Below are 26,538 nucleotides of genomic sequence, written 5' to 3'. Positions count from 1 at the left end.
TCGGTCCACGACAGTTGCCGTCGACCACAGCAACTAGTCCACGAGAGCGCCGCCGGTCAGGTTCGCGACTGTTCCGGTCATGGCTCCGCCACGATCCGAAGCGAGGAATGCCGCCGTTTCGGCGACCTCAGCCAGCGTGGGCAGGCGCTTGAGCAGCGCTCCCTGCGCCAGCCCGCCTTCGAGGAATTCCTGCACCGACTGATCACCGGCAGCAGCCATCGGTTCGAAGAGCTCCTTCGTGTAGGAACCCGATGCCGGCGCATCGACGACAGCGTGCGGACGGATGCAGACGACCCGGACGTTGCTCGGCGCCAACTCCGCGGCCAGAAGCCGTGAGAACGTCTCCTTGCCGGCCGCGCTCACACCGTGACCCAGGATGCCGCCGGCCGCCAGCTTGGATCCCGGTTCGGACAGGGTCAGGATGACGCCCGGACGCTCATGCCCCATGTGCTTGGCCACCGCCTTGCTGGTGATGAACAACGTCCGGAGAAATCCGTCGATCGGCACCATGAACTCCTCCAGCGACAGATCCGCCAGCAAGGTCCCCTGGTCGTGCATGATGCTGACGGCGTTCAGGGCGACGTCGATGCTGCCGGCCTTCGCGGCGACCGCCGCGGCGTGCTCCTCGACCGCGTGCTGATCGAACACATCGACCTGCGCGGTTTCGACCTCTCCGCCGAGAGCGGCGATGTCGCGGGCGACCGCATCGAGCTTGGCCTGCGTCCGGCCGGCCAAGAACAGCCTCGCGCCCTCGCGCGCGAACACCCTGGCGGTGGCGCCACCGATGGCTCCCCCGCCGCCGTAGATCACGGCGTTCTTGTTCTCCAGCAGTGGGCGGCTCATGCGATCACGCCTGTCGGCCTGTCCCAGTTGGCCGCGGGTAGGCCGGCACTGGTTTCCAGCAGCGACTTGAGGCTGGCGAGCACCGCCGGCCACCCGTTCGACATGCGGTCGAACATCTCCAGGTCTGGAAGGTTCTCGTGGGTCACGGTCAGTCGGACGACGTCACCGCTCGGCTCGATGAGAAACGTGACGACCGACGGCCCGTTGACCCGCTCCTCGTCCGGAGAGGCCTCGAAGGTGACGGCAAGGCGGTTGGGCGCCTCCGCCTCGACCACGGTGCCGACGACGTCAACAATGTCGGACCCGTCCACCCGTCGGTGCTCCCATGCCGAGCCGGGCTGCCAGTCGGACACGTTGGCGTGGTGCCAGTACTGCGCGGTCACGTCGGCATCGGTCAGGGCCTTCCAGACGTCCTCGGCGCTCGCACGGATGTATGTGACGTACACGTACGTCGGTATGGATCTTGCGGTGTCTGTCACCGGGTTTTCCTCTGCTCGTTTTCGGATATCACTCAGGGCCGCCAGTCGTGGCACGTCATACGCCGCGATCCAGCGCTCCCCGATCTCGTGGATCGGTGCGGGATTCAGGTAGTGCAGTCGCTCTCTGCCCCGCCGTACGACGACGACCAGCTCAGCTCGCACCAGCAAGTCGAGGTGCTGGGTCACCGACTGGCGCGCCATCTCGAGGCTGGCGCAGAGCTCGGTGAGCGTCTGCCCGTTCTGCCGGCGGAGACGGTCGAGAAGGCTGCGCCGCGTCGCGTCGGCCAGGGCTTTGAACACCTGATCCAGGGCGTCCTGCTGCGCGGTCATGAACCCATTATGCAGGTATTTACCTGCATATCGCAAACCTCGTCCGCAAAGCTGCCCTGCCTGACCGACGTCGCCCACGGATATCGCGCGATGGACGACCGCACCGCGCTCAAGGTCCTGGTCAAGCCGTAGGGGTGTTCAGGGGGTAATAGCAGGACCTCCCAGTCGGGCTCGAAGGTTGCCTACCGTGGAGACATGAGCGAGAACACCATCACGTTGAACAACGGTGTGGAGATGCCGGCCCTTGGTTTCGGCGTGTTCCAGACACCGCCTGACGTCACCAGCGATGCGGTCGAGGAGGCGCTGCGTGTCGGGTATCGCCTCGTCGACACAGCCGCGGCGTACCTGAACGAGCGTGGGGTCGGGGACGGCATCGCGCGCTCGGGGATCGCCCGCGACGATGTGTTCATCGAGACCAAGGTCTGGATCAGCGACTACGGGTACGACGCGACCCTGCACGCGTTCGACAAAGCCACCGGCAAACTCGGCGTCGAACAGCTCGACCTGCTGATCCTGCACCAGGCTCTGCCATCGGCCTTCGACCGCACACTGGACGCCTACCGGGCGCTGGAGAAACTGCTTGCCGACGGCAAGGTGCGTGCGATCGGCGTCAGCAACTTCATGCCCGAACATCTCGAGCGCCTGCTGGCGGCGACTTCCGTCGTACCGGCGGTGAATCAGATCGAGGTCCACCCCTACTTCCAGCAGACCGAGCTACAGCGGGTAGACGCCGAACACGGCATCCTGACCCAGGCCTGGTCACCGATCGGCGGCATCACGTCGTACCGCGACTCCGAGAAGAGCACGTTCGAGGACCCCACACTCCTCGCGATCGCCGCTGAGTACGGCAAGTCAGCCGCTCAGGTGATGCTGCGCTGGCATCTGCAGCGTGGACGTTCGGCGATCCCGAAGTCGACCAAGCCGGAGCGGATCGCCGAGAACTTCGACGTCTTCGACTTCGAACTCACCCCGGAGCAGCTGGCCTCGATCGACGCACTCGACACCGGAGTCCGCGGCGGCCCCGAGCCCGAAGCCATCACCCTCGAAGCCTTCGACCGCTCCATCCCCGAAGCCTGATCGATCCAGTGAAACGCCGTACTCGGTAACCACCGAGGAAACCGCGGAGCGAGGGTTATCGGCAGCACATCAGGCGATGCGGCTTGCGTGGTACGCGGCCAGCACCGGCGGGAGTCCGTCGGTCATCATCGTGCGGCGCACCCTTGCCAGCAGTTTCGACATCGCCAATCCGCCGATGCCGGTGAAGCCGGAGTGGGTCCAGGTGACACATGTGCCGGTAGCGGTCTCCTCGAGCAGGTAGTTCACATCGGTGACGTCATCGCTGTCTTCGTCCCCGCGCCAGGTGTAATACATCGAGCCGCCCTGGCCCGTCGTCGTCCACTGTGCGACGTACGCCGGAGCAGTCAGCACGGTCCAGACCTCGTCTCTCGGGTAGCCGTATTCCTGGACAACCGTGTACTGGCGCATGTCTCCCCAAAATCTATGGACCACTCAGGCCAAACTGAACCTACCTACCGTTAGGTAGTCCAGCCTCCTGCGGGACCAGACTTCGGCGAAAGTGCTGCAGCTCCGGATGGCGATGCTGAGCATCAACGCGGCCGTCGACGCGGCCACGCTCACACCGTTCACCGACGAGGAAATCCTCGCAGCCGCAAACACCAACGCAACCGCGCTGGTCGATGCGCTCCTGTTGAAACCTTCTCGGCGTACACGTTGAGCGTCCCTCGGGACCTTGGTACGTCGAACAACCTCCCCGACTCACCGGGGATGGCGGTTGATCGGCGCCGGTAGTGGTGGGAACGGCGCGTGGGGCGGGATCTGGTACCAGTAGGCGGTGGTGGCGATGTCGTCCTGGCGTTCGAAGAGGCCGTGATCCCAGGCGCCGATCTGCTGGACCGTGACCTTGAGGCGTTCGGTGAAGTGGATCGGGTCGGGGAGGTGCCAGCGGTAGAGGCCGTGCATCGGGAGGGCTTCTGTCGAGAAGGGGGATGCCTTGGTGCGGTCGCGGGTCGAGTGGAACGGGTAGCCGCAGTACGGCGCGCTGAAGGTCAGGATCTCGGGTTCCGGTGCGGCGCGGAGTTCGTCCTGGAAGGCCCACGCGCCACCGGCGTAGTCCTCGAGTCCGGTACTGCACAACGTCGGGAACTCGTCATCGTCGTCGATGAAGAACTTCACCTCTCCCTCACCCCACCAGTACCGGTGCAGCGAGGTCAACGCCACATACGTGCCGACGTAGGTACCGCGACCGGACACCCCGTCCAGGATGACGTGGTCGGTACCCAAAGGCGCCGTACCATCCGAGTGCCGCCACTGCGCGTGGAAGTACGGCGTACCCGCTGCCACGTCGTCGCCGAGCGTGTAGTCGACCTGGAAGAAGACAGCTGGTAAGTCGCCGGCGTGCTGGCTCTCGAGCGTCAACCGGGCTCCGGCACGGAAAGGCATCGGAAAGTAGGAGTTCATCCCGCCAGTCGGTGCGACCACGATCGGCGCGGAGGTGACCAGAGCGCGCGTGCCGAACCCGTTGCAGAAGAAGTCCCCGACCGGAACTTCGACCGAGGGCCGGTCCGAGCCGTCCCAGTACGCCCGTAGGATCAGGTCACGCAGTACGAACGGCCCTCGGTCCGTGCGGTCGGCAACAGTCAGCCAGATGTGCCGGATGACCCCCGGCCCCTCGATGTCGGCGAGCGTGAGCGTCTCCCCAGCCGGCAGCGGGAGGTACGCCGAACCCTTCCGGGACGGACCGAGTGCCGAAGCGGCACGTGCGCCGACGCCGGGTGCTCCGGTCCGGTTCTCGGCATTGATCGACCGACTTACTACACCGTCGGGCAGGACGGGGACGCTGAAAGTGGAGAACAAGAGATTCCTCTCGGGCTATTTGACGGCACCCGCGGTCACGCCGCGATTGAGTGTGCGCTGGAAGATCAGGAAGAAGACGAGCGTTGGGAGAAGCGACAGCAGGGACCCGGCGTTGAGCACGGTGATGTCGATCGAATGCTGCCCACGCAGCGTCGACAGCGCGATCGGCACGGTCTGCGACGACTGGTCAGCGAGCAGTACGACGGGGATGTAGAACTCGTTCCAGGTCCAGATGAAGAAGAACACGACGAGCACCGACAGCGTCGGCCGCAGGATCGGCAGCACGATCCGCCAAAGGATCTGCCACCGCCCCGCGCCGTCGATCGCGGCGGCCTCGAGGATCTCCTTCGGCACCGTACCCATCACGCTGGCGAGCAGATAGGTGCCGAAGGCCCCTTGCAGTACGACGAACACGATGATGACCGACCACACCGTGTTGAAGGTGTGAGTGGCCTGGGCGCCGTAGAACAAGGGATAGATCAGCGCCTCGTGCGGCAGCATCGTCGACAGCAACAGGCCTGCCAGGATCAGCCCGCTCCCCCGGACCCGGCCGACACCGATCGGGTACGCGCTGAGCAGGCTGAGCGCGACCCCACCGAATGCGACAACCGTCGAGATCAGCACCGAGTTCCACAACGCGACCGGGAAGTCGACCAGCGACAGGTAGTTGCTGAAGGCATCGAGGCTGAAGCTGCGCGGCAGTGCGATCGGGCCGTGGCTCGAGTAGTCCGCGCCGGTCTTGAAGGCGTTCAGGACCATCAGCAGGAACGGTGACGACATCAGCAGCGCGAGCAACCCGGCGAGCGCAAGCACGATCCAGGTGAATGGCGACCGGCGTCGCGGCCGGTGCTCGACCACGGCCGTCGTACGCTCCGCGGCCAGTGAAACCGTCATGTCAGGCCCTCCGTTCCACGCGTCGTTGCCAACCGAGCAGTACGGCGGCCACGCCGAAGATGACGACTGCCATCACGGTGGCGATCGTCGACCCGTAGCCGACCTGCGACAACTCGAAGAAGTTCCGGTAGGCGTAGTACGACGGCACCAGCGTCGACCCCTCCGGACCGCCGCCGGTGAGGATCAGGATCGGCGCGAACACCTTGAGTGCGGCAACCGTCGCGGTCAGCACCACGATGAAGATCTCCGGTCGGACCGTCGGCAGTGTGATCGCACCGAACTGCCGCCACCAGCCGGCGCCGTCGATCGCGGCCGCCTCGTACAGCTCAGGATCGACCCGCGACAACGCCGCCATGAAGATGACCAGCGGGTAGCCGAGCTGCAACCAGACGAGCATCAGCATGACCGAGTACAGCGCGAGGCTGGGGCTACCCAGCCAGTCGGGTGGATCGCTCACTCCGACCGAGCGCAGGAAGGTGTTGACCGACCCGCTGCCCGGATCCAGGATCCAGCTCCAGATGAAGCCGGCCACCGCGATCGGCAGGATCTGCGGCAGGTAGTACGTCGCGCGCAGGAAACTCGCCGCCCGGGCACCGAACCGTTTACCGAGGTAATCGACCAAGGTCGCCGCGAGCAGGATCCCCGCACCGGTGGGAATCACCACGATCGCGACGATCATGAAGACCGAGTTCCGGAACGAGAGCCAGAAGTTTGCATCGTGCAACAGATCGCTGTAGTTCCCGAACCCGTTCCAGTGCAGCGGCGCGATACCGCCCTTCCAGCGGAAGAAGCTCAGCACGACATTCGCCGCGAACGGTACGGCGACGACCGCGGTGAAGCCGATGCCGATGGGTAACAGGTACCACCAGTAGCTGCGTCTCATCGTTTGGTGCCGTCGTCGTAGAACTTCTGCAGCGCATCCAGGTACTGCGCGGCCGTCTCGTTGCGGTTCGACATCGCCTGCATGTGGGTCTGGATGAAGTCGAGGAAGCCCGGCACCGGGTAGTCCGGGTAGAACGACAGCGTGTCGGCCTTCACCAGTTGGTCGAACCGCTCGGTGAACTGCCGGGTGACCGGATCACTGATCGTCGCGGTGTCGCCGGCCAGCGGGAGACCGCCCTGCTGGCCGATCAGGTTCTGCACCTCGGGGCTGAGCGTGGTGTTGATCCAGTCGTAGGCGAGGTCCTTGTTCTTGGCTTTGGCCGGTACTCCCCACAGATGCCCGGACGAACCCATCGAGAGCTGCGCGCCGGGGAGCGTGAAATATCCCCAGTCGAACTTGGCGTCCTTGCGGATACGGGCGAACTCACCGTTGTTCCAGATCAGCATCGCGGTCTTGCCGCTGAGGAAGTTGACGGTTGCCTGCTCGAAGGACAGCCCGCCGAGCTTGTCCCCGACGTACCCCTTGTCGATCCACTGCTGGAATCTCTCTGCCCCTTCCTTCCACGGATCGCTGTGGAAGTCGACGGGCGCCTTGACGAACATGAAGTCGTCGATCTGCTGACGCGTCGACAGCGCCGAGACCAGCGAATACCAGATCCACATCTGGTTGAAGCCCTGACTGGTGTTCGCCGAGCTGGAGATCGGGATCTGCCCCGCGGCCTTCAGCTTGTCCATCGCGGTCTCGAACTCCGCGAGCGTGGTCGGCAACTTGGCGATTCCGGCCTGCTGGAACTTCGCCTTGTTGTAATAGAACATCACGTACTCGCCGATGTTCGGGATCCCGTACCAGTCACCGGTGCCGGCATGGCCGTTCTCGTCGTACTTCGCGAACGCCGCCATCGAACCGGTGACCTTCTTGTCCCAGCCGTTCTTGGTCACCTGATCGGTGAGCGGTTCGAGCAGACCCTGAGCGGCGAGCTGACCGCCGTCGGCGTTGCCCTTGTTGAACTCGACGACATCCGGTACGTCGTTGCCGGACAGAGTGATCTTCGCGTTCTGGCGGAACGCGTCGAAGCTGGTCTGCTGGAACTCGACCTTCACATCGGGATGTTTGGCCTTGAAGATCTCGAGTGCCTTCTGCCAGCCCTGACCTTGCGCGGTGGAGGCGTTCTCGTACTGGAGGATCTTGAAGGTCTTGCCCGACTCCCCCGACGTACCGCCGCCGCAGCCGGCGAGGCCGGTCGCGGTGAGGGCCAGTGCGGCCGCGATGATGCAGGCTCTACGCGAGACAGATCTCATGACGGACTCCTTGAACTCGTAGGCAGGCGTGACTGATCGACCCGCGGCCACGCGAAGTCGCAGGTAGTGGGGTGGGTGGGGCTCAGCCGGTGCCGGGAGCGGGCGGCGCGACCGACGAACGTTCGACGACCGGACAGGGCATCAGCCGGTGGGCCGGAGCCGGGTCGGTCTCACCACGGCTGCGGGCGATCGCCTGTTCGGCGGCCCACCGGCCCATGGCGCGGTGTGGAAGCTGGATCGTGGTCAGACTGGGAAGGAGGCTCTCGGCAACAAACTGCTGGTTGTCGAAGCCGACCACCGACAAGTCGCGCGGGACCTCCAGGCCGAGCTGGTCGGCGACCTGGTAGAACCCCATCGCGATCCGGTCGGAGAAGCAGAACACAGCCGTCGGCCGGTCCGGCCGTCGCAGCAGTTCGAGAGCCGGTGCGCGTCCGGCGCGTGCGGTCGGGTTGACGGCTTCGACGATCAAGGCCGGGTCGACGTCGACGCCGTACGCACGTAACGCCTTCTCGTACCCGGTACGGCGCAGCTCGCGGGCGACGAACATCGAGTCGGCGATGTTGCAGAACGCGATCCGGCGATGGCCGGCCGCCAGCAGCAGCTCGGTCGCCGCCTGCGCGCCGCCGACCTCGTCCGGAACAACCCAGTCCGCCCCGGCCAGCGGGTCCTCGGGACGACCGTCGAGTACGACGATCGGCAGCGAGTTCGGAACCAGCGGCAACTCCACATCGCGATGGAACTCGGCGGCGATGATCAGGGCCTCGATGTTGCGCTGCAGCAGCGCCCGGGTCGCGGGGCCTTCCACCTCTGGATGGCCGACGGTGTCGATCAGCATCAGCAGGTAGTCCTGCTCAGCCGCCGCCAGCTGTGCGCCGGCCAGCATCTGGCCGGCGAACGGGATCGACGCCACACCGTCCGACACCAGCCCGATGGTGAGCGACTGCCGCGTCTTGAGCCCTCGGGCGAGCAGATTCGGCACGTAGCCCAGCTCGGCGGCGACCTCTCGGATCCGGATCGCGACGTCGGCCCGGATCCGGCCCGTGGCTCGATCGTTCAGCACCAGCGACACCGCCGACACCGAGACGCCGACCTGCTCGGCGATGTCGCGCAATGTCACCATCTCAACCATCCGTCAAACGTTTGCCGTCCCTGACAAAAGCGAGCTTCCAGCCGTCAAACGCGTTGACGCAAGCCCCCGAGGCGGTCGATCCGTGAGCCCGCCGACGAGCGAATCAGGACCGGACAGACACCGGGAAGCAGTTCAAGAGGTGTTCGGCTGCTTCGCGGCTGCCGGAGAGCGCTACTTCGCCGGCTTGTTCAGCGTCCGGGAGTCGACGGTCGGTGAACGCAAGGGACTGCAGGGCCGGTGCCTCCGCGGCGATGACGGCGTCGGGGTTGGCGACCTCGCCGCGAGCGATCACGAGCCGCCCGTCGCTGACCTCGACCCGGAACCGGTCGTGACCGACGTCGAGCTGGACGACAGCCTCGAGGCCGTCGGCGAGCTCGGCATCGAAAGTGGACTTGAGCGCGAAGACGAGCCCATCGACGCCCAGGGCCGGTTCGCCCCGTCGGCCGGCAGTTCGGCGCCCCAGTGCCTGATCGCGGTCAGCACGGGCTCCAGCGCGCGGCCGCGTTCTGTCAGCTCGTACGCCGAGGTACTGCTCGGCGCGAACCGGCGTCGGCGCACGATCTCCGCAGCTTCGAGCTCGCGCAGCCGGCTGGCCGCCATCACGCAACCGGTCCTCGTGGCGACCGGCGGGCGCCCCGACCCGCACCTCGAAGGTCTGGGGCCCGGCTTCTTCGACGAGGCCGCCGACGCGATCACTGCAGCCCTACCGAACGCCCAGCGCCGGACCATCGACGGCGAGACCCAAGTCGCCGATCCGCAGTCGTTCGCCGCCGTCCTCGAACAGTTCTTCACCTCAAGCGCAGACTCGGGCACGTCGTGGGGTTCGATCACCAGGCCGCCGACTCCGCGCCCGCCTGGATGACGGTGCGATGGCCGGCGGTCCACAGCGGGGAAGGGTCGTGGAGCGGGTTGCCGTCGACGATGAGGAGGTCGGCGACACAGCCCTCGCGGACTCGGCCGAGGTCCGGGCGGCCGAGCAGGTCGGCGTTGACCGATGTGGCGGACCGGAGGGCTGTTGCCGGGCCGTCGACTTCGATCTGCAGGCGTAGCCCGTTGAGTTGCTCGTCCTCCAGCACCCCCATCAGGTCGGTTCCGAAGCCGACTCGTACGCCGGCGGCCCGGGCGAGCTCGACGGCACTACGGCCGGCTTCGAGAACCTCGCGGTTCTTCTCCCGGGACACCGGTGCCATCCCGAGCTCGGCGCCCCGACGGTCCATTGCGTCGTACGCCGCGAGCGTCGGCACGAGGAATGCTCCGGCCGCCGCCATCGCCTCGGCGGTCTCGGCGTCGAGCAGGTTGCCGTGCTCGACACTGCGGACTCCGTTGTCGATCGCGTGCCGGATCGCCTCCGGGGAATAGGCGTGCGCCGCGACATAGCTGCCGCGGCGAGTCGCCTCCTCGGTGACCGCGCGGATCTCATCGGCGGAGTACTGCGGGATGCGGATCGGATCGGTCAACGAGACGACGCCACCGGACGCCATGACCTTGATCGCGTGCGCGCCGCGGCGGAACCGGTCGCGGACGGCTCGGCGGAGCGGATCGACGCCGTCGACCACCTCGACCGAGTGCGAGGAACAACCGCAGAGATCGCTGTCGGCGGCCCGCACGTCACCGTGGCCACCCGTCTGACTGAGCGCCGGACCGGTCCAGAGATACCGGGGCGAAGGCAACAACCCCTCGGTAATCGCCCGCGCGAGTCCCGCATCTCCTCCGCTCGGGTCCCGTACCGTCGTGAACCCCCGCGCCAGCGCTCCGGCCAACCGCCGGGCGGCAACCAGCGCCACGTAGCTGAGCGGAGCGGACTCCAGCTTCAGCAGGTCCAGGTCGATGCCGTAGGCGTGGCAGTGGGCATCGATCAAGCCGGGAAGGACCGTGCGGCCACGGGCATCGAGCACCCGGTCGGCTGGTTCGGGTGTCCCGCCGGCGGCCACGATCCGCCCGTCCACGACGTGGACCGATCCTTCGACCAGCTCGTCCGAGACGCCGTCGAAAATGGTCGCGTTGATGATCGAGAGAGAACTGCTCATGCCGCATCCTTCCGCAGCCGGGCGGTAGCCACCTCGTCGACCTCGAACGTCGACGGATCTACCACGACGCCGTACTCCCGCTCGGCCGCCGTCACCGACACGAACCCGTTGCGTACGTCGGTTGCCACCCGTGCCGGATCTCGTTCGAGCGGATCGCCGTAGCCGCCACCGCCGCCGGTGTTGTTCACCAGGACCTCGCCGGCCTGGAGCCGGTTGTAGCTGCCGCCCTGCACGACCTCGCGCTCGGTACCGGGGTTCAGGATGATGTGGTTGTTGTCGCCTTCGTGCCCGCCGTCGATCGCCCACGGCTTGGTCTTCGTCTTGTAGACAAGGCAGATCCCGGTCGCCGGAGCGGTGAACCGATAGGCACGCCCGACTCCGACTCCGCCGCGGTGCCGACCGGCTCCGCCCGTGTCCGGGCGGTAGCCGTACGACTCGATGAACATCGGGGACTTGGTCTCCAGCACCTCGACCGGATTGCTCCGGCAGCCCGGCTCGGTCAGATGCATGATGCCGTCCGCGCCGTCACCACCGGCGTGCCCACCGAAGCCGACCGCCTCGTTGGTTGCCTCCAGCCACTGTTCGCCGTTGCGCGGGTTGATCCCGAGCCCCATCATCGAGCAGACGTCACCACCCGAGCAGGCCGGAACCCGATCCGGCATCCCCTGTGCCAACGCCTTCAGGACCACCTCGCCACCGAGCAACCCGGTCCAGAGCGTGAAGGTCGGCATCGGCGGCACGGCATGCACCACCGAGCCGGGTTCGGTGACGATCCGCAGCGGCCGGAAGTTGCCTGCGACAACTGGCGTGTCCGGCGTGGTGAGCGCCTTGAACACCAGGCTGCAGAACGCCGCCGTCTGGCCGACCGGCAGATTGATCGGGCCACGGACATCGCGATCGGTGCCGGTCCAGTCGATGACCATCTCCTCGTCGGTCACGGTCACGGTGACATCGAGCTTCACCATCCGGTCGAGGTCCACACCGTCGGAGTCGACGAAGTCGTGCGCGGTCCACGTCCCCTTCGGCAGCTTCGCCAGCGCGATCCGGGCCAGCCGTTCGCCATGGTCGTTGATCGCCTCCATCGCACCGGTCAGCGCCGGTACGCCGTACTTCGCCGCGATTGCCTGCGTGCGACGTACTCCGGTCACACATGCGGACACCTGGGCCTGCAGATCGCCGATCGTCCGTTCCGGCAGGCGGCTGTTGAAGCGGATCACATTGAAGATGTCCTCGTTGGCCTCACCCTCGCGATACAGCTTGGTGGCCGGGAAGAACAGGCCCTCCTGGTACATGTCCGTCGAGTCGAGGACGTACCCGGGGTCCTTCTGCTTCAGGTCGAGCACGTGTACGCGACACGAGGCGAATCCGATCAGCTCATCGCCGACATGGATCGGCGCGAAGACCAGCGGGTCGAGGGTGTGCGCGGACGACCAGTACGGGTAGTTCAGCAGGAACACGTCACCGGGCAGCATCGCGTCCGCACCCACGAACTCCTTCGCGGCCTTGATGCCGTGATCGTTGCCACGGGTGAACACGGCGATGCCCGGAGCGTCGGCCACTACGTCGCCTGCCGCGTCGTGGATGCCGATGCCGTAGTCGTGGATCTCGTAGACGACGGTGTTGTACGCCGTCCGGCACAGGTTGCGGGCCATCTCCTCGGCGGCGGCGAGCAGACCGTGCCGGATGACCTCGATGGTGATCGAGTCGTTCATCAGACTCCTTCGACAGTGATGATCAGCTCGCCGTGATCGCCGACCCGGAGCAGGTCGCCGGCATGGATCACGGTGGTCGCGGTGTGTTCGGCGATCACGGCCGGGCCGGCCAGCTCGTCGCCGGCGAGCAGGGCCTCGCGCGCGAACAGCGCGTACGGCTCCTGCGGACACTCCGCGGACACGTACACGGATCTGGTTGCGTTCGGCAACGGTGCGCCCGAGGTACGGCGATGCAGCCGTGGCAGCGTCGGCTTCGCCACCAAGCCGGTGGCCCGCAGCCGCAGCGTGGTGATCTCGATCGGATCCGTCATCGTGTGACCGTACTGCCGCTCGTGCAGCTCGGCGAACGCACGCTCGACGGATCCCACCCGGCCGTCCTCCGGCACCGGCACGGTCACGCTGTGCTCCTGTCCCGAGTAGCGGACGTCGACGCTGCGAACCAGTACCTGCGCCGCGGGCTCGAACCCGTCCGCAGCCAGGGCGGACGCGGCCTCCTCGGCCATCACGTCGTACGCCGCGGCCAGACGCGTCTCGTCGAGATCGGCGAGTGGCATCACCGAGGTCTGTGCGAAGTCGTGCTGAACGTCGGCGAACAACATCCCGAAAGCCGAGAACGCGCCCTGGCCCGGCGGCACGATCACCGTCGGGATCGACAGCTCACGCGCGACATCGACCGCCACCAGCCCGCCGCCGCCTCCGAACGACAGCAGCGCGAAGTCCTTCGGATCCCGGCCGACCTCGACTGTGATCGCCCGTACCGCGCCGGTGATCTTCGCCGTCGAGATGCGAATGATGCCGCGGGCCAGCGCGGCCGGGCCGAGCTCGAGCCGGCCGGCGAGGGGTTTCAGCGCCGCCGTCGCGAGTGCGTCGTCGAGCACGAGCCGGCCGCCCAGCGGCGTGGCCGCCCCGAGATAGCCGACGGTCAGTGCCGCGTCGGTGAACGTCGGCGCAGTGCCGCCGCGACCGTACGACGCCGGACCGGGATCCGCACCGGCGCTCTGCGGACCCACCTGCAGCACCCCGGCGTCATCCAGCCAGGCGATCGAGCCACCACCCGCGCCGATGGTGTGGATGTAGAGCGACGGCGTGTTGATCGGCAGCTGTTCGAACTCCGCGCCCTGATGCAGCACGGGTTCGCCGTCGATCACCAGGGAGGCGTCGAGGCTGGTCCCGCCCATGTCGATGGTGATCAGGTTGGGCTCGCCGATCAGCGTGCTGAACGCACTCGCACCGATGACCCCGCCGGCCGGTCCGGACAGGATCAGGCTGACCGGCTGTTCCCGCGCCCCGCTCGCGGTCATCGCGCCGCCGCCGGATCGAGTCATCAGGAACCGGCCCTCGAACCCGCCGCCGCGGAGTTCGCCTTCCAGCCGCTCGAGATAACGCCGCACGATCGGCTTCACGTAGGCGTCGAGGACCGCCGTACTGGTCCGTTCGTACTCGCGGTATTCGCGAGACAGCTCGTGCGACAGCGTCACCGCGACGTCAGGAGCCATCTCGGCCAGGATCTCCCGCATCCGCAACTCGTGCGCCGGGTTGGCGTACGAGTGCAGGAAGGCGACCGCCACCGAGTCGTAGCCGCGCTCCGCGATCGTGGCGGCGACCGCACGCGCCGCGCCGACGTCGAGCGGGCGGTGGACCGAACCGTCGAACAGGCTGCGTTCGGGTACTTCGAAGGTGTCGTAGCGCTCCAGCAGCGCGGGCGGCGGGCGATAGGTGATGTCGTAGTTGGTCCGGCGATCGGTCCGGCCGAGCAGGTAGACATCTCGGAAGCCGGCGGTGCCTATCACGGCGGTCCGTGCACCGGTGCGGGTCAGCAGGGCATTCAGGCCAAGCGTCGTACCGTGGGTGAACATCGCCACCTCCGGCAGCGTGGTCCGCGTCGTACCGAACGCGTTCAGCACTGCCTCGGTGGGCTGCGCCGGCGTGGTGGGGACCTTGTCGAACCGGAGCTCACCGGTGGCCGGCAGCAGTTCGACGACATCGGTGAACGTACCGCCGACGTCGATGGCGACACGGCTGGTGCTGGTCATGGGTTGGGCCCTTTCGACTCATCCGCGGGGGCGCGGGCACGTCGCATCGGGGATCGCCACAGCTGTGATCCCTGGGTACGGCGGTTGAAGCGGCTGACGGAGCGGGCCCGTTGTCCCGAGGCGTGCCGACGGTCAGCCGGGTGATCCTCGCCGGTTGGCACGGCGGAGGACTCGAACGTGACACAGCCGAATTCGCAGTGTCAACCGGTCCCCCTGGCCCGGATCCGGCGGCAAACGCCCGCGTGCACAGCGGTCACGCGGGCCGATGTGCTCGGCGCACATCGGCGTACCGGCGGGCGACGACAGCATTTGCCCACTCGACCACCCCGGACCCACCGGAGGCCCAGATGATCCGCAGTGTGCTCACTCTTCGTGCCGCCGACGCCGGCGCGCTCGAGGATCTCTACGCCGAGCACGGGATTCTGGCACGCGCCCGGCGGTTCCCCGGATGCCGGGACGCGTTGCTGCTGCGATCCGTCGACGAGGGCCGGGCCACCCACCTGGTCATCGCCGACTGGGACACGGCCGCGGACTACCAGCACTGGGTCGAGGATCCCTGGCGCGTTGCCCTGTCCCGGCAACTCGCCGCCGTACTGGACACCACATCGGGCGAGCCGATCGTTGGCGCACTCTTCGAGCTCGTACCAGACCGATCCCCCGCTGAATCCCCTGTGAGTTCCGCCCCCATCACGCCCGAGGAGCACCCGTGATACGAGCTGCCCGACTCGCGGCGGTCGGTGTGACCGTCGCCTTCGCGATGAGCATCGCGGCCTGCAGCAAACCCGCGACCAGCACCGCCGGCGGAACACCGACCTCGGTCGCCGCGGACAAACAGCTGAAGATCGGATTCTTCGGCTTCGCCAAAGCCAACTCGTTCGCCCAGGCGGCCTGGGCCGGCGTCCAGTCGTACGCCGAGAAGAACAACGCGACGGCCACCTTCCTGGACTCCAACTTCGACGGCCCGACCCAGGTCAACCAACTGCAGGACGCGGTTACCTCCAAGCGGTACGACGTCGTGATCGTGCAGGCCAACGACGGGGTCGCGATGGTCAACCCGATCAAGCAGGCGATCGCCGCCGGCATCGTCGTGGTGGTGGAGTTCACCCCCGTCGGCGGCAAGTTCGACACCGCCGAACCCCAGGTCCCCGGCACGATCAACATCATCGACCCACCGACGGTCAACGGTGTGGGGCTGGCCAAGCTCGGCCTGGAAGCCTGCAAGACGGTGACGAGCGGAGCCTGCAAAGTCGCCTATCTGCAGGGCTTTGCGAACTATCCGCTCGACACCGCGCGGACCGACGCGGCCGTCAACGCTCTCAAGTCCGGCGGTGCAACCGTCGTCTCGAACTTCGTCGGCGGATACACCCCGGACACCGGCCGGGCCGCGATGCAGAACCTGTTGCAGTCCCACCCGGACGTCAACGTCGTGATCGGCTCGTCGCAGGCACTCGAAGGTGCCACCCCGCTTGCCAAGGGCAAGAAAATCGGGTTCGTCGGAAACGGCGGCTCGACGCAGGCCTTCGGGTTCGTCAACGACGGCACCTGGTACGGCGTGTACGACGTACCGGAGAAGTCCGAAGGGGCCAAGGCCGCGGAACTGGGGCTCGCCAAGGCAAGAGGCAAGGACGTGCCCGCCTCGACCGTCGCCTGCACCACGCTGACGACCTTCGAGTGCCTCGGCACGAAGGAAACGCTGAAAGGCCTCACCGCCGACTACTCGGATTGAGTCATGAGCACAACAGCGCCCAGCATCTCGGTTCGTGGCGTCGGGAAGAGCTACAGCGGTGTCACCGTCCTGCGCGATGTCGACCTCGACATCGCGCCGGGCGAGGTGCACGGGCTGGTCGGCGAGAACGGCGCCGGGAAGAGCACCCTGCTCAAGATCCTCGGTGGAGTGGTCCGGGCCGACCACGGCACGCTCAGCTTCGACGGCGAGCAGGTGACGTTCGCGCGGCCACGGGACGCGATCGCCCAGGGCGTCAGCCTGATCTCCCAGGAGGGCGCGCTCGTTCCGGCGCTGACCGTGCTCGAGAACGTCTTCCTGGGTCGCTGGGCGCAGACCGCCGGCGTCCGCCGCGCCGGGCACGACCGGAAGCGGTTCGACGAACTGATCGAGCTGACCGGATTCGAGGTGGATCCACGCGCACGGGTCGATCTGCTGCCGACCGGCGTACAGCAGCAGGTCGAGATCCTGAGGTCGCTGGCCCGCGGCGCGCGCGTGCTCGCGATGGACGAGCCGACCGCCGTACTGAGCGAGCACGAGAAGGACAACCTGATCGCGCTCATCCGCCGCCTCGCCGACAGCGGTACGACGATCCTGCTCGTCTCACATTTCCTCGACGAGGTCCTCGCGGTCGCCGACCGGATCACCGTGCTGCGCGACGGGGCGCTGGTCACGACCGACGACGCCGCCACCCAGACGCCGCGAACCCTGGTCCGGCAAATGGTCGGTCGCGAGATCGACATGCTGTACAGCACGCCGGACCCGATCCCGGACGACGCTCCAACGGTGCTCTCGGCCCGTGGTCTGCGACGCGGTCCGGTGCAGGGCGTCGATCTCGAGGTACGCGCCGGAGAGATCCTCGGCCTGGCCGGTCTCGTCGGCAGCGGACGCTCCGAGACGCTGCGGTTGCTCTTCGGCGCGGACCACGCCACCGAGGGCACGGTCGAGGTCGACGGCACCACACTCACCCGGCTGTCACCGCGGCGGGCGATGGCCGCGGGCATCGCGTTCGTGCCGGAGTCACGCAAGGAACAGGGCCTGGTGATGGCACGCTCTGTCAGCGAGAACGTGGCGCTGTCATCGTTGCCCCGTCGCCGCGTCGGTCCCGTCGTACGGCGCTCCGCCGAGCGAACCGCGGTCGACACCGTGTCGCGCCTCGTCGACATCCGCGCGGCGGCCAAGGATGCGCCCGTCGAAACGCTCTCAGGTGGCAATCAGCAGAAGGCGCTGTTCGCCAAGTGGCTACTGTGCTCGCCCCGCATCCTGCTCGTCGACGAGCCCACCCGCGGGGTGGACATCGCCGCGAAGAGCCATATCCATCACCTGATCACCGAACTGGCTCGGGACGGCATGGCCGTCGTGTGCGTCTCGTCGGAGATCGAGGAGCTGCTCGCCCTCTCCCACCGGGTGCTCGTCCTCCGGCACGGGCGCCCGGTCGGCGAGTTCCCGCGCGGGACGGCCAAGGAGGTCGTCATCGCCGCCGCATTCGGAGACGAAGGAGAGCCGACGTGACCGTCGACGCAGCCACCCCCGCCGAACCGCCCGCCCAGTCGCCCGCGGCCGCAGGGTCCACAGGGTCGCGGCGGGCGGTCCGGTTCCGCGACTACGGCATTCTGGTCGCACTGATCGCGATCGTGATCGCATTGTCGCTCAGCACCGACACCTTCCTCACCAGATCGAACATGATCAACCTGCTCGACCAGTGCACGGTGGTCGGGCTGCTGGCCGCCGGCGCGACGGTGTGCATCCTGAGCGGCGTGTTCGACCTGACCGCGAGCGCCACGCTCGCGGTGTCGGCGATCGTCGGCGTCGAGATCATGCGGGTGACCAACGTTCCCGTCGGCTTCGGCGCGGCCGTGGTGGCCGGCGCGCTGCTCGGATTCGTGACCGGGATGATCGTCGTCCGCAGCGGGATCAACTCGTTCATCGCGACGCTCGCGACCAGCATCATCTACCGCGGCGTGGCCGTCGTGGTGACCGCGGGTGCAATCGTCTATCCACTCGGCTCCCAGACCGAGAACTTCGGCGCCCTGACCTGGCCGTCGCTGTTCGGGCTGACGTCGGCCACCGTCATGTTCGTGATCGTCGTGGTGGCGATCGGACTGCTGATCTCGACGACCACGTTCGGTCGCCGGGTGTACGCCGTCGGCGGCAACCTGGAGGCCGCCCAGCTGTCCGGCATCCGGGTCGGATCGATCCACGTCGCGGCGTACGTCATCAGTGGCGTCTGCTCTGCGCTGGCAGGACTGATCCTCGCGTCCCGCGCGGGCTCGGCCCAGTCGACGATGGCCACCGGCGCGGAGCTGACCGCGATCGCGGCGGCGGTGATCGGCGGCACCAGCATCCTCGGCGGCGAGGGCGCGATCTGGCGCGGCGTGGTCGGAGCGTTCCTGCTGACCCTGATCGGAAACGGGTTCAATCTGCTGGGCTGGGACACGATCTACCAGCAGGTGCTGCAGGGCTGCCTGATCCTGTTCGCCGTCACGACGGATCGCTGGCTGCGTAGACGGTCCCGGTAGCGCCGGCCAACGGCTGTACTCTGTGCTCGTGTCTCGCACTGGCGAGTTCGCACACGTCGGCGTGAGCCTGCACCCGGAGCGCTCGTACGCGGTCGTGGTGCATGGCGCGGCCGTTCTCCCGGTCGAGCCGGCTCGGGCCGACCTCGACGGGACGATCGCGTCCGCCGTCCGGACAGCTATCGGTGAGTTCCCGGACGGGCCGTTCGCGGTGACCGTCGACCTCGCTCCGATGCTGCTCGACGCCATCACCCGTGCAGACAGCGCCTTGCCCCGGGTCGCGGTGATCCGCGTCGTACCGCGGCCCGCCACGGACCCCGCGCTGGCACGGTCTCCGGCCGCGCTGGTCGAGCGCCGGGTCGCGCGACGGTTCACAGTTGCCGGCGGCCACGACCTGCTCGGCAACGAACTCTGTCCGCTGGACCACGGACGGCTCGAAGAGATCTGCGCCGAGCTCGCCGCCGGCTCGATCCGGCATGTGGCGATCGTTGCCGCCGGCTCCCAAGCGCGGCCCGGCCACGAGCGCGGAGTCGCCGACGCGATCCAGACCGCGATGCCGGGGGCCCGGATCTCGGCCGCGAGCGAGTACGGCGGCCACGGGCTCGTCGCGCGGGAAGCAACCGTTGTGCTCGACTGCGCACTCTCCGGCGTCGCCGAGCAGCTGGTCGACCGGTGCGAGCGGGTGCTGAGTCGGCTACCCGGTGAGTTCCAGCTGCGAGTGGCCCGCGGCGACGGCGGCTACACCACCGCATCGCGGATCCGGACCATGCCAGTGGTTGCGTTCGGCGCGACCGACGCGCTGGAGGTCTGCGGTGCGGCCTATCTGGAAGGGCTGGCCGATTGCCGCGTCCTGCTGTCCCGTGATGGAGCGCAGGTGGCCGGCGAGGTCCGGCACGGCCTGGCCCAGGTGAGCCTGGCGGAGTCGGCGGGCATCGGCACCGAACTCGTCGTACCGACCGCGGTGCTGACGCCGGAACGGGACGTCACCCCGACTGGCGTCCCCGGCCGGATGCCCGACGTACCTGTTGTGCGGGCCCGTCATGCGCCGGAACTGCTGGCCTGCGTCGGCGCGGCCGTCAGTTCCCCGACCTCCTGGCTGGACGAGGTGGCCTTCATCGAGTCCGCCGACGAGCTCAGATCGGTACGCCGCGACGCGGAGGAGCGTGCGACCGCCTTCGTCACGGCCAACGGCGCCGCGCCCGGTACGGCGTTCTTCGCCGAGGTCTCGACTGTCGCCGTGCCGTACAGCCCAGCCGGCACAGTCCGCATCCGCGTTCGTGTTGCCGGTACGCCGGACATCGGCCTGAGCCGGCCACTGCTGGAAGCGCCATGAGCGGTGCAGCCACCTGGATCAGCGCGGCGGACGTGCCGGCGTTGTACGAGGGCGCCAAGTTCTACGCGCCGGCTGTCGGGGATGCCGGCCGGTCCTCGTTGACGTCGTGGTTGACCGGGCTGCTCGAACGCGAAGGACCGGTGGCGCTGCATCGTGTCGAGACGATGGCCCCGGAGACGCCGTGCGTGTCGTTGTGTGTTCTCGGGTCCGGGTCGGCGCTGGCCGACCTGCCTCCGGCCGGTGACGAGTTCGTGGCCGCGATCCGCCAGATCGAGCAGTTGCAAGGCGTCCGCTTCGGCGCCGTCTATCCGCTTGCCGCGGCCACGGTCAGCGCCCTGGTCCCGGTGGCTGCCGCGGCCCAGCTCGGCGTACCACTGCTGGACGCCGACGGCATGGGGCGTGCGTTCGCGCTCATCCATCACACCGCGATGTACCTGGCCGGAATCTCACCGACGCCGCTCGTCGCCTTCGGACCGACAGGCGACAGTGTGCTGGTGGACGCGCGGACAGGAGCTCGTGCGGACCGGCTGCTCCGGGCCGGTCTCGACACCCTGGGCGGCTGGGCAGCCCTGGCCTCGTACCCGACCACGGCCGGCGCGCTGCGTCGCGGTGCCCTGCCCGGGACGATCTCCCGGATCGCCAATGTCGGCCGGGTCCTGCTGCAACAGACCGATCCGGATCTGCTGATCAGCCGGCTGGCCGCGATCACCGGCTGCCGGAGGTTGGGCCGGGGACGAATCTCCGAGCTCGAGCAGCTGAGCCGGCCCAGCGACGGCAGCATCCCGGCACACCCGTCCAGCGTCGTGATCGACGAGACCGACGGCCGCCGGCGACAGCTGCGTATCGAGCTGCGCAGCGAAATCGTTGCCGTCTTCGCCAACGGCGAGCTGATCGCGGGTGCTCCCGATCTGCTGTGTCTGGTCGATGCAACCCGGGGCACGCTGGCGACCCTCGACAACCTCGAACGCGGCGACCTGGTCGACGTACTCGTAACCCCGGGCGACGCGGTCTGGTACTCCGACGAAGGCATGGCGATGGTCGGCCTGAACTTCCATGGCATCCCGCTCGACCATCCCCGGCGACTGCGAGGAGAACCGTGAGCCAACGCCCCTCGACGCTACCGATCACTCTGGGCGGCCTCGTCCGCATCCAGCCGCTGGCGAGTGCGAGCCGGCTGCACTTCGCCGACCCGTTGCGACAGGTCGAGCAGGTCGTGCTGGCGCAGACCTTCGAACGGCTGCGGCGGTGCGCTCCGCACGTTCTCGTCGTACTGCACGACACGGCCGCCGCCGGTGGCTGGTCGTTGGCAGCCGCGCTGCATCTGGCCTGGGAGCGCAATGTCTCGGCGGTGGTGGTGTCCGGCGCCGTCGCCGGGTCGGCCGGTGCAGCCCTGGCCGAGCGACTGAACATGACGCTGCTGGCCATCGACTCCGATCCGGTTGATGTCGCGCTACAGCTGGCCGGTCAGGTCAGCGCGCCGGCGGCCGCCCGTGCGCTGGGGCAGGCCTTGTGTGCGGAACGACTCGCCGAACAGACTCACGTCCGCGGCGTTCTGGGTGTCCTCAACAGCGAGCTGCAGAACGCACCAGTCGCCCTGGTGATCGGCGAGACGGCCGTGGCCGGCCGGGTCGCCGCATTGCAGGACAAATCGAATGCCCGGCGGGTCGAGGTCGAAGTACAAGGACCGGACGAGCAGCCGTGGGCCCGGTTGGTTGCGGCTGTTCCAGTGAACGGCCCGATGGCGGTCGAGCAGGTCGAATCGCTGCTCAGGCTGGCTCGTCCTTCTCTGCAGGCAGCGTGGGCCCAGACCAGGCTGGACTCGACCGTTCACTCTGCCCATGAGCAGGCGGCGTTCGGACTGCTGCGACGGCTGGCTGCCGAGCCGCCACCCGAGGCCCCTGCAGGCCCGGTCGAGATCGAGACTCCACCCTGGAGCAGCGAGTTGGGCTGGCAGGTCGACGGCGTCAACCGAGCGGTGTGGCTGACGCCGCTGCGGCCGTCCGGAGAGCCGTCCGAGGAGGTCACCCACTTGGTTCGCGCGGCCTGGCAGCGTGGACGTACGCACTGGCCTTTGGTTGTCGACGGCGACAGTTGGATCTCCTGGCACAGCAGTGAGGATCCCGACGACGTCGGACCGCTACGCCGGGCGGTGACCGCGTTTCGTGACTCGGCCGCAGCGCATCGACTGGTGATCGGCGTCGGTCAGGCCCATCCTGGCGTCGCCGGGCTGATGCGTTCGGTCGCCGAGGCGCGTCTTGCGGCACATGTTGCGCGCGAGCAGGGCCCGGCCGGTGTGCAGTGGTTCGACCAGGTCGGCGCGTCCGCTGCACTGGCCTGGTTGCCGACCACCGAGATCGCCCAGGTCGCCGACCTGTGCCTCGCCGAGCTGATGGACGCCCGCGACCGGATGGCACTCGTCCAGACCGTGCTGGCCGTGCTGGACTGCGGTGGCTCGCTGAGCCAGGCTTCCCAGCGCCTCGGCGTACACCGGAACACTGTGCTGGCAAGACTGACCCGGGCCCGGCAGCTCGGGCTCGCGTACGACGAACCCGAGCAGCGGCTGGCCCTGCACGTGCTGTGTTATGCGCTGGCCTCGCTCTGGACGCAGTCCGGCACGGACGAGTAGTGCCTCTAGATTCCGTAGCGGGTCATCGCCGCCTCGGCGCTGATGTTGCCGTCGCTGACGTCGGCCCGTACGTCGTCGGCCGATCGCTCGACCGGATCGCCGTACCCGCCGCCGCCACCGGTCGAGCAGCGGACCACGTCACCCGCCTTCAGGTCGAGACCGTTCACCTTCAGCAGACGCCGCTCATCCGGACGACCGGGGTTGACGACGACCTCGGGGCCGACCGCATCCTCACCGCCGAACAGTCCCCAGGCCGGCTGCCGCGAACGCTCGAACCACAGCGACACCGACAGATCCGTCTGCGCCTCGTACTCACGGATCACCCCGTTGCCACCACGCCATCTCCCGGCGCCACCGGAGTCCTCCCGGATCCGGTACTCCGTGATCCGCCACGGGTACCGCGTCTCGTGGACCTCGATCGGGATGTCCTTCAGCGATCCGTTGACGTTGTTGATCAACGCACTCTCGCCGTCCGAGCCCTGCCAGGCACCCCAGCCGCCGACCGTGGCCTCCAGGCTGACGAACTCGCGGCCGACCCGAGGATCGACTCCGGCCGTCAGGATGATCATCGAGTCGCCGTGGCTCGCCCCGGCCACGCTGTCGGGCAGCGCCGGGGCCAGCGCGCGGGCGACCATGTCGATCAGCAGTCCGAGGTGGGAGAAGTACCACTGACAGGCCGCCGGAGAACGGGCCCCGAGCACCGATCCTTCCCGCACCTGGGTGGTCATCGAGCGGAACGAACCGCCGTTGCCCGGCAGATCGGGACTGACCAGCAACTTGTAGCCCACCCGCAGTGCCGACACCGCCTGCGCGACACCGCAGTTGACCGGTCCGACGGTCTGATCGGCCGATTCGGTCACGTCGAAGTCGATCGTGTCCCCCGACACCGTGATTCGGAGCCTGATCGGGATCGGCGTGTTCAGATCGATGCCGTCGTTGTCGAGCACGCCTTCGGCGTCGTACACCCCGTCGGGGATGGCCTCGATCACCGCGCGTTCGAGCAGCTCGGTCTGCCGGAAGATCTCGTCCCGCGCGGCCTCGACCGTGTCGAGGCCGAACCTGCGAACGATCTCCTGCAGCCGCTTCTCCCCCATCGTGATGCAGGCGATCATCGCGTTCATGTCGCCGGTGGTGGGATACGGGAACCGGACGTTGGTGCCGATCGTGTCGATGACACCGTGCACGGGCTCACCACCGTCGACCAGCTTCTGCGGACCGAGCCGCAGACCCTCCTGGAAGATCGTCACCGAGTCCATCGACCCACCCGGATCCTTCGAGCCCACGTCGATCCAGTGCGCCCGTGACGCGGTGAAGCCGATCAGCGTGCCGTCGTCGAACACCGGGCCGAAGATCGTCACATCGTTCAGGTGGGTGCCGCCCAGGTAGCTGTCGTTGAGGATCCAGACGTCACCGGGCTGCCAGACCTCGCGCCCGAACCGCTCCTCGGTGGCCAGCGTGCAGGTCTCCAGATTGCCGAGGAAGATCGGCAGCCCGGCCGACTGACCGAGCACCTGATGATCGGCATCCAGCAACGCGACCACGCAATCGCCGCATTCGTAGATGATCGGGGTGTACGCCGAACGGATCAGCGTGGCGTTCATGTCGTCGGCCGCCGAGGTCAGCGCGTTGCGGATGATCTCGACCGTCACGGGGTCGATGTCGACGCGGTCCGGAGTGGCTGTCACTTGGTGTCCTTCCGCCGGATGAGCAGGGAGCCGATGTCGTCGACGCCGACGGTGTGGTCGGGCGGCACGACGGTGGTCGCGGTGTCCTCGACGACGATCGCGGGACCGTCGAACGTGTGGCCGGCGTACAGGTCGTCACGGCGTACGACGATCGACTCGTGCGGCTCGCCGTCGAAGACCACGGTGCGAAGCTGATGCGCGAACTCCGTGGACGTCGCGGCCGGCCACGGCTGCGGAGCCGGGCGCGCCACCTGGCCGATCGCGGCGGTGCGCAAGGTGACCAGCTCGATCGGAGCACCGAGGTTGGCGTGCCCGTACCGGGCCTCGTGCAGAGCGGCGAACCGTTCGGCCAGCGTCGTCAGGAAGCCTGGCCGGGACGGTTCCTCGGCGTCGGTCAGCGGGACGGTCAGCGTGTACTCCTGCGCCTCGTAGCGGACGTCGACGGAGTGGTTCGCCGTACGCCGGTCCTCGGCGACGCCCTCGCTGGACAGCGCGTCGACGCCTGCCTTCTCCATCCGGGCCAGGGTGGCCGCCATGTCCGCGCCATCCAGATCCTCGTCCAGGAAGAAGTACGGCTCGGAGTAGTCCTGCCGGATCTGCGTCTGCAGCATGCCCCAGGCCGAGAAGGCGCCGGGGAACCGTGGCACCACGGTCTCGGCGATACCCAGCTCGCGGGCCAGGAACGCCGCGTGCATCGGTCCCGCACCACCGAAGGCGACCAGCGCCGAGTCGCGCGGTTCGATGCCTCGGGCAACGGTGATGGTGCGGATCGCCTGCGCCATTTTGGCGTTCGCGATATCGCAGATCCCTTCGGCCATCGCCGTCGTACCCAGCCCGAACTGCTCGGCCAGACCCCCGACGGCGTCCGCGGCCAGCGAGGTGTCGAGGGTCAGCTGACCGCCGGCGAACCCTTCGGGGTCGATCCGGCCGAGGACCAGGTTGGCGTCGGTCACCGTCGGCTCGGCACCGCCCCGCCCGTAGCAAGCCGGTCCGGGGCGCGCACCGGCTGAGCGCGGTCCGACCCTGAGACCGCCCGCCTCGACCCACGCCACCGATCCGCCGCCCGCTCCGACGGTATGGATGTTGACGACGCTCATCAGCATCGGCAGCCCTTCGAGCTGCGCTTCGGCGGAGACGTCCGGCTCGCCGTCGACGATCAGCGACACGTCGAACGACGTACCGCCCATGTCGATCCCGATCAGGTTCGGTCGCCCGGTGCGGGCGGACAGCTCGGCGCACGCGATCGCACCCCCGACCGGCCCGGACAGCAACGTCTGCAGCGGCCGGCGGCGCGCCGACTCCGCCGTCAGGATGCCGCCCGACGACTGCATGACATGCAGGGGTACGGCGAGGCCGCGCTCACTCAGGCGCTGCTCGAGGTCGACGAGATACCGCCGTACGATCGGGCCGGTGTAGGCGTCGACCACCGCCGACGAGGTTCGCTCGTACTCGCGCCACTCCTTGGCCGCCTCGTGCGACAGGGACACCGTGATCTCCGAGCCCAGCTCCTCGACCAGGATCTCGCGAGTACGCAGCTCGTGTGCGGGGTTCTTGTAGCTGAACAGGAACGCCACCGCGATCGCGCCGTACCCGTTGCCGGCCGCCTCCCGGGCCGCCTTGCGCACGGCCTCCTCGTCCAGCGGGGTCAGTTCCGACCCGTCGGCGGCGATCCGGCCGCCGATGCCGACGATGTCGCGCCGCGGGACCAGCGGAACCGGTTTGCGGTAGTGCAGGTCGTACAAGCGCGTCCGCGGCCCGCGGGCGATGTGGTAGCTGTCCTCGACGCCGGCGGTCCCGAGCAGCAGCACCGGCACACCGCGGCGCTCGAGGAACGCGTTCAGCCCCTGCGTCGTGCCATGCACCAGGAAGTCGATGTCGGCCGGCCGCTCGACCACCGCGTCGAGCCCGACCAGCACTCCCTCACTGAGGTTCCCCGGCGTGGTCGAGGCCTTGGACGCCGCGAACACCCCGTCCTGCTGGTCGTACGTGACCACATCCGTGAACGTCCCACCGATGTCCATCGCAACCCGAAACCGCCCGCTCATACACACTCCTCCAGCTGTCGGAACGTGCTCGAACGGTAGGTCCCAAGCCCTTCACGACACTGTGCGCCCGGCCCACCCAAACCACCCGAACGAGTGCCGAGCGCACGA

At 68.1% G+C, this 26,538-nt stretch carries 25 protein-coding genes; 10 read left to right on the top strand and 15 right to left on the bottom strand.

Annotation, left to right across the window (positions count from 1 at the left end; all coding sequences use genetic code 11):
* Positions 1–33 precede the first annotated feature (33 nt).
* Positions 34–843: an SDR family NAD(P)-dependent oxidoreductase gene (locus tag OHA10_RS21840; protein ID WP_371400612.1), complete on the bottom strand. Its 810-nt coding sequence runs from the start codon at positions 841–843 to the stop codon at positions 34–36.
* A complete protein-coding gene (locus OHA10_RS21835; RefSeq protein WP_371400611.1) occupies positions 840–1,652 on the bottom strand; it encodes a metalloregulator ArsR/SmtB family transcription factor in 813 nt (270 codons plus the stop codon). Before OHA10_RS21835 ends, OHA10_RS21840 begins: the two co-directional genes overlap by 4 nt.
* A gap of 195 nt (positions 1,653–1,847) precedes the next feature.
* Here OHA10_RS21835 and OHA10_RS21830 point away from each other — a divergent pair, with 195 nt between their 5' ends.
* Complete coding sequence (locus tag OHA10_RS21830; protein ID WP_371400610.1) at positions 1,848–2,729, top strand: aldo/keto reductase; 882 nt, start codon at positions 1,848–1,850, stop codon at positions 2,727–2,729.
* Between the two features lie 69 nt (positions 2,730–2,798).
* Here OHA10_RS21830 and OHA10_RS21825 read toward each other — a convergent pair whose 3' ends face one another.
* The gene (locus tag OHA10_RS21825; RefSeq protein ID WP_371400609.1) at positions 2,799–3,137 is read right to left on the bottom strand and encodes an SRPBCC domain-containing protein; all 339 of its coding nucleotides are present in this window, start codon (positions 3,135–3,137) and stop codon (positions 2,799–2,801) included.
* Between the two features lie 106 nt (positions 3,138–3,243).
* On the opposite strand from OHA10_RS21825, the gene OHA10_RS21820 reads away from it, so the two are divergent.
* A complete protein-coding gene (locus tag OHA10_RS21820; RefSeq protein WP_371400608.1) occupies positions 3,244–3,387 on the top strand; it encodes a hypothetical protein in 144 nt (47 codons plus the stop codon).
* Positions 3,388–3,428: 41 nt separating this feature from the next.
* Here the strand turns inward: OHA10_RS21820 and OHA10_RS21815 are convergent, their stop codons facing one another.
* From OHA10_RS21815 to OHA10_RS21785, 7 genes are all read right to left on the bottom strand, one after another.
* The gene (locus tag OHA10_RS21815; protein ID WP_371400607.1) at positions 3,429–4,526 is read right to left on the bottom strand and encodes a glycoside hydrolase family 172 protein; all 1,098 of its coding nucleotides are present in this window, start codon (positions 4,524–4,526) and stop codon (positions 3,429–3,431) included.
* A gap of 15 nt (positions 4,527–4,541) precedes the next feature.
* Positions 4,542–5,420 carry a carbohydrate ABC transporter permease gene (locus tag OHA10_RS21810; protein WP_371400606.1) on the bottom strand — a complete coding sequence of 293 codons (879 nt, stop codon included), beginning with the start codon at positions 5,418–5,420 and terminating at the stop codon, positions 4,542–4,544.
* A gap of 1 nt (position 5,421) precedes the next feature.
* Positions 5,422–6,303 carry a carbohydrate ABC transporter permease gene (locus OHA10_RS21805; RefSeq protein WP_371400605.1) on the bottom strand — a complete coding sequence of 294 codons (882 nt, stop codon included), beginning with the start codon at positions 6,301–6,303 and terminating at the stop codon, positions 5,422–5,424.
* Positions 6,300–7,601, bottom strand: a complete 1,302-nt coding sequence (locus tag OHA10_RS21800) for an ABC transporter substrate-binding protein (protein ID WP_371400604.1) — start codon at positions 7,599–7,601, stop codon at positions 6,300–6,302. Before OHA10_RS21800 ends, OHA10_RS21805 begins: the two co-directional genes overlap by 4 nt.
* Positions 7,602–7,683: 82 nt before the next feature.
* Entirely contained in the window at positions 7,684–8,730 is a 1,047-nt protein-coding gene (locus OHA10_RS21795; protein WP_371400603.1) for a LacI family DNA-binding transcriptional regulator, read from the bottom strand.
* 103 nt (positions 8,731–8,833) lie between these two features.
* Positions 8,834–9,022: a hypothetical protein gene (locus tag OHA10_RS21790; RefSeq protein ID WP_371400602.1), complete on the bottom strand. Its 189-nt coding sequence runs from the start codon at positions 9,020–9,022 to the stop codon at positions 8,834–8,836.
* Positions 9,019–9,330 (bottom strand): winged helix-turn-helix transcriptional regulator, encoded by a 312-nt coding sequence (locus tag OHA10_RS21785; protein WP_371400601.1) that lies wholly within the window; start codon positions 9,328–9,330, stop codon positions 9,019–9,021. The genes OHA10_RS21790 and OHA10_RS21785 overlap by 4 nt, the downstream gene beginning before the upstream one ends.
* A gap of 16 nt (positions 9,331–9,346) precedes the next feature.
* Here OHA10_RS21785 and OHA10_RS21780 point away from each other — a divergent pair, with 16 nt between their 5' ends.
* Positions 9,347–9,592, top strand: coding sequence for a hypothetical protein (locus OHA10_RS21780; protein ID WP_371400600.1), 246 nt, complete (start codon positions 9,347–9,349; stop codon positions 9,590–9,592).
* On the opposite strand, the gene OHA10_RS21775 is transcribed toward OHA10_RS21780, so the two are convergent.
* Genes OHA10_RS21775 through OHA10_RS21765 form a run of 3 tightly spaced genes read right to left on the bottom strand, consistent with a single transcriptional unit; the run spans position 9,558 to position 14,502 of the window.
* Positions 9,558–10,757 carry an amidohydrolase family protein gene (locus OHA10_RS21775; RefSeq protein WP_371400599.1) on the bottom strand — a complete coding sequence of 400 codons (1,200 nt, stop codon included), beginning with the start codon at positions 10,755–10,757 and terminating at the stop codon, positions 9,558–9,560. The genes OHA10_RS21780 and OHA10_RS21775 overlap by 35 nt on opposite strands.
* Positions 10,754–12,469 (bottom strand): hydantoinase B/oxoprolinase family protein, encoded by a 1,716-nt coding sequence (locus tag OHA10_RS21770; protein ID WP_371400598.1) that lies wholly within the window; start codon positions 12,467–12,469, stop codon positions 10,754–10,756. Before OHA10_RS21770 ends, OHA10_RS21775 begins: the two co-directional genes overlap by 4 nt.
* A complete protein-coding gene (locus tag OHA10_RS21765; protein ID WP_371400597.1) occupies positions 12,469–14,502 on the bottom strand; it encodes a hydantoinase/oxoprolinase family protein in 2,034 nt (677 codons plus the stop codon). Before OHA10_RS21765 ends, OHA10_RS21770 begins: the two co-directional genes overlap by 1 nt.
* A gap of 347 nt (positions 14,503–14,849) precedes the next feature.
* Between OHA10_RS21765 and OHA10_RS21760 the strand changes: the two genes are divergently transcribed.
* From OHA10_RS21760 to OHA10_RS21730, 7 genes are read left to right on the top strand one after another with little or no spacing between them, the layout of a single operon-like run.
* On the top strand, positions 14,850–15,212 hold the full coding sequence (locus OHA10_RS21760) for an antibiotic biosynthesis monooxygenase (protein ID WP_371400596.1): 363 nt from the start codon (positions 14,850–14,852) through the stop codon (positions 15,210–15,212).
* Positions 15,209–16,228, top strand: coding sequence for a sugar ABC transporter substrate-binding protein (locus tag OHA10_RS21755; protein WP_371400595.1), 1,020 nt, complete (start codon positions 15,209–15,211; stop codon positions 16,226–16,228). Before OHA10_RS21760 ends, OHA10_RS21755 begins: the two co-directional genes overlap by 4 nt.
* Before the next feature lie 3 nt (positions 16,229–16,231).
* Entirely contained in the window at positions 16,232–17,737 is a 1,506-nt protein-coding gene (locus OHA10_RS21750; RefSeq protein WP_371400594.1) for a sugar ABC transporter ATP-binding protein, read from the top strand.
* The gene (locus OHA10_RS21745) at positions 17,734–18,744 is read left to right on the top strand and encodes an ABC transporter permease (protein WP_371400593.1); all 1,011 of its coding nucleotides are present in this window, start codon (positions 17,734–17,736) and stop codon (positions 18,742–18,744) included. The genes OHA10_RS21750 and OHA10_RS21745 overlap by 4 nt, the downstream gene beginning before the upstream one ends.
* Before the next feature lie 28 nt (positions 18,745–18,772).
* Positions 18,773–20,074 carry a hydantoinase/oxoprolinase N-terminal domain-containing protein gene (locus OHA10_RS21740; RefSeq protein ID WP_371400592.1) on the top strand — a complete coding sequence of 434 codons (1,302 nt, stop codon included), beginning with the start codon at positions 18,773–18,775 and terminating at the stop codon, positions 20,072–20,074.
* Positions 20,071–21,174 carry a DUF917 domain-containing protein gene (locus tag OHA10_RS21735; RefSeq protein WP_371400591.1) on the top strand — a complete coding sequence of 368 codons (1,104 nt, stop codon included), beginning with the start codon at positions 20,071–20,073 and terminating at the stop codon, positions 21,172–21,174. Before OHA10_RS21740 ends, OHA10_RS21735 begins: the two co-directional genes overlap by 4 nt.
* Positions 21,171–22,700: a PucR family transcriptional regulator gene (locus tag OHA10_RS21730; RefSeq protein WP_371400590.1), complete on the top strand. Its 1,530-nt coding sequence runs from the start codon at positions 21,171–21,173 to the stop codon at positions 22,698–22,700. Before OHA10_RS21735 ends, OHA10_RS21730 begins: the two co-directional genes overlap by 4 nt.
* Before the next feature lie 5 nt (positions 22,701–22,705).
* Here the strand turns inward: OHA10_RS21730 and OHA10_RS21725 are convergent, their stop codons facing one another.
* Both OHA10_RS21725 and OHA10_RS21720 read right to left on the bottom strand, forming a co-directional pair.
* Entirely contained in the window at positions 22,706–24,385 is a 1,680-nt protein-coding gene (locus OHA10_RS21725; RefSeq protein WP_371400589.1) for a hydantoinase B/oxoprolinase family protein, read from the bottom strand.
* Positions 24,382–26,430 (bottom strand): hydantoinase/oxoprolinase family protein, encoded by a 2,049-nt coding sequence (locus OHA10_RS21720; protein WP_371400588.1) that lies wholly within the window; start codon positions 26,428–26,430, stop codon positions 24,382–24,384. Before OHA10_RS21720 ends, OHA10_RS21725 begins: the two co-directional genes overlap by 4 nt.
* Between the last annotated feature and the right edge of the window lie 108 nt (positions 26,431–26,538).

This window comes from Kribbella sp. NBC_00662, from assembly GCF_041430295.1.
GTDB lineage: Bacteria > Actinomycetota > Actinomycetes > Propionibacteriales > Kribbellaceae > Kribbella.
The sequence above is the reverse complement of the archived record's forward strand: the minus strand, read 5'-3'. Positions and strand labels throughout refer to the sequence as shown.

Bases quoted from the DNA above. Each gene is read 5' to 3' on its own strand.
- OHA10_RS21840 (WP_371400612.1), bottom strand. From the start codon at position 843: ATGAGCCGCCCACTGCTGGAGAACAAGAACGCCGTGATCTACGGCGGC.
- OHA10_RS21835 (WP_371400611.1), bottom strand. From the start codon at position 1,652: ATGACCGCGCAGCAGGACGCCCTGGATCAGGTGTTCAAAGCCCTGGCC.
- OHA10_RS21830 (WP_371400610.1), top strand. From the start codon at position 1,848: ATGAGCGAGAACACCATCACGTTGAACAACGGTGTGGAGATGCCGGCC.
- OHA10_RS21825 (WP_371400609.1), bottom strand. From the start codon at position 3,137: ATGCGCCAGTACACGGTTGTCCAGGAATACGGCTACCCGAGAGACGAG.
- OHA10_RS21820 (WP_371400608.1), top strand. From the start codon at position 3,244: ATGGCGATGCTGAGCATCAACGCGGCCGTCGACGCGGCCACGCTCACA.
- OHA10_RS21810 (WP_371400606.1), bottom strand. From the start codon at position 5,420: ATGACGGTTTCACTGGCCGCGGAGCGTACGACGGCCGTGGTCGAGCAC.
- OHA10_RS21805 (WP_371400605.1), bottom strand. From the start codon at position 6,303: ATGAGACGCAGCTACTGGTGGTACCTGTTACCCATCGGCATCGGCTTC.
- OHA10_RS21800 (WP_371400604.1), bottom strand. From the start codon at position 7,601: ATGAGATCTGTCTCGCGTAGAGCCTGCATCATCGCGGCCGCACTGGCC.
- OHA10_RS21795 (WP_371400603.1), bottom strand. From the start codon at position 8,730: ATGGTTGAGATGGTGACATTGCGCGACATCGCCGAGCAGGTCGGCGTC.
- OHA10_RS21785 (WP_371400601.1), bottom strand. From the start codon at position 9,330: ATGGCGGCCAGCCGGCTGCGCGAGCTCGAAGCTGCGGAGATCGTGCGC.
- OHA10_RS21775 (WP_371400599.1), bottom strand. From the start codon at position 10,757: ATGAGCAGTTCTCTCTCGATCATCAACGCGACCATTTTCGACGGCGTC.
- OHA10_RS21770 (WP_371400598.1), bottom strand. From the start codon at position 12,469: ATGAACGACTCGATCACCATCGAGGTCATCCGGCACGGTCTGCTCGCC.
- OHA10_RS21765 (WP_371400597.1), bottom strand. From the start codon at position 14,502: ATGACCAGCACCAGCCGTGTCGCCATCGACGTCGGCGGTACGTTCACC.
- OHA10_RS21760 (WP_371400596.1), top strand. From the start codon at position 14,850: ATGATCCGCAGTGTGCTCACTCTTCGTGCCGCCGACGCCGGCGCGCTC.
- OHA10_RS21750 (WP_371400594.1), top strand. From the start codon at position 16,232: ATGAGCACAACAGCGCCCAGCATCTCGGTTCGTGGCGTCGGGAAGAGC.
- OHA10_RS21735 (WP_371400591.1), top strand. From the start codon at position 20,071: ATGAGCGGTGCAGCCACCTGGATCAGCGCGGCGGACGTGCCGGCGTTG.
- OHA10_RS21720 (WP_371400588.1), bottom strand. From the start codon at position 26,430: ATGAGCGGGCGGTTTCGGGTTGCGATGGACATCGGTGGGACGTTCACG.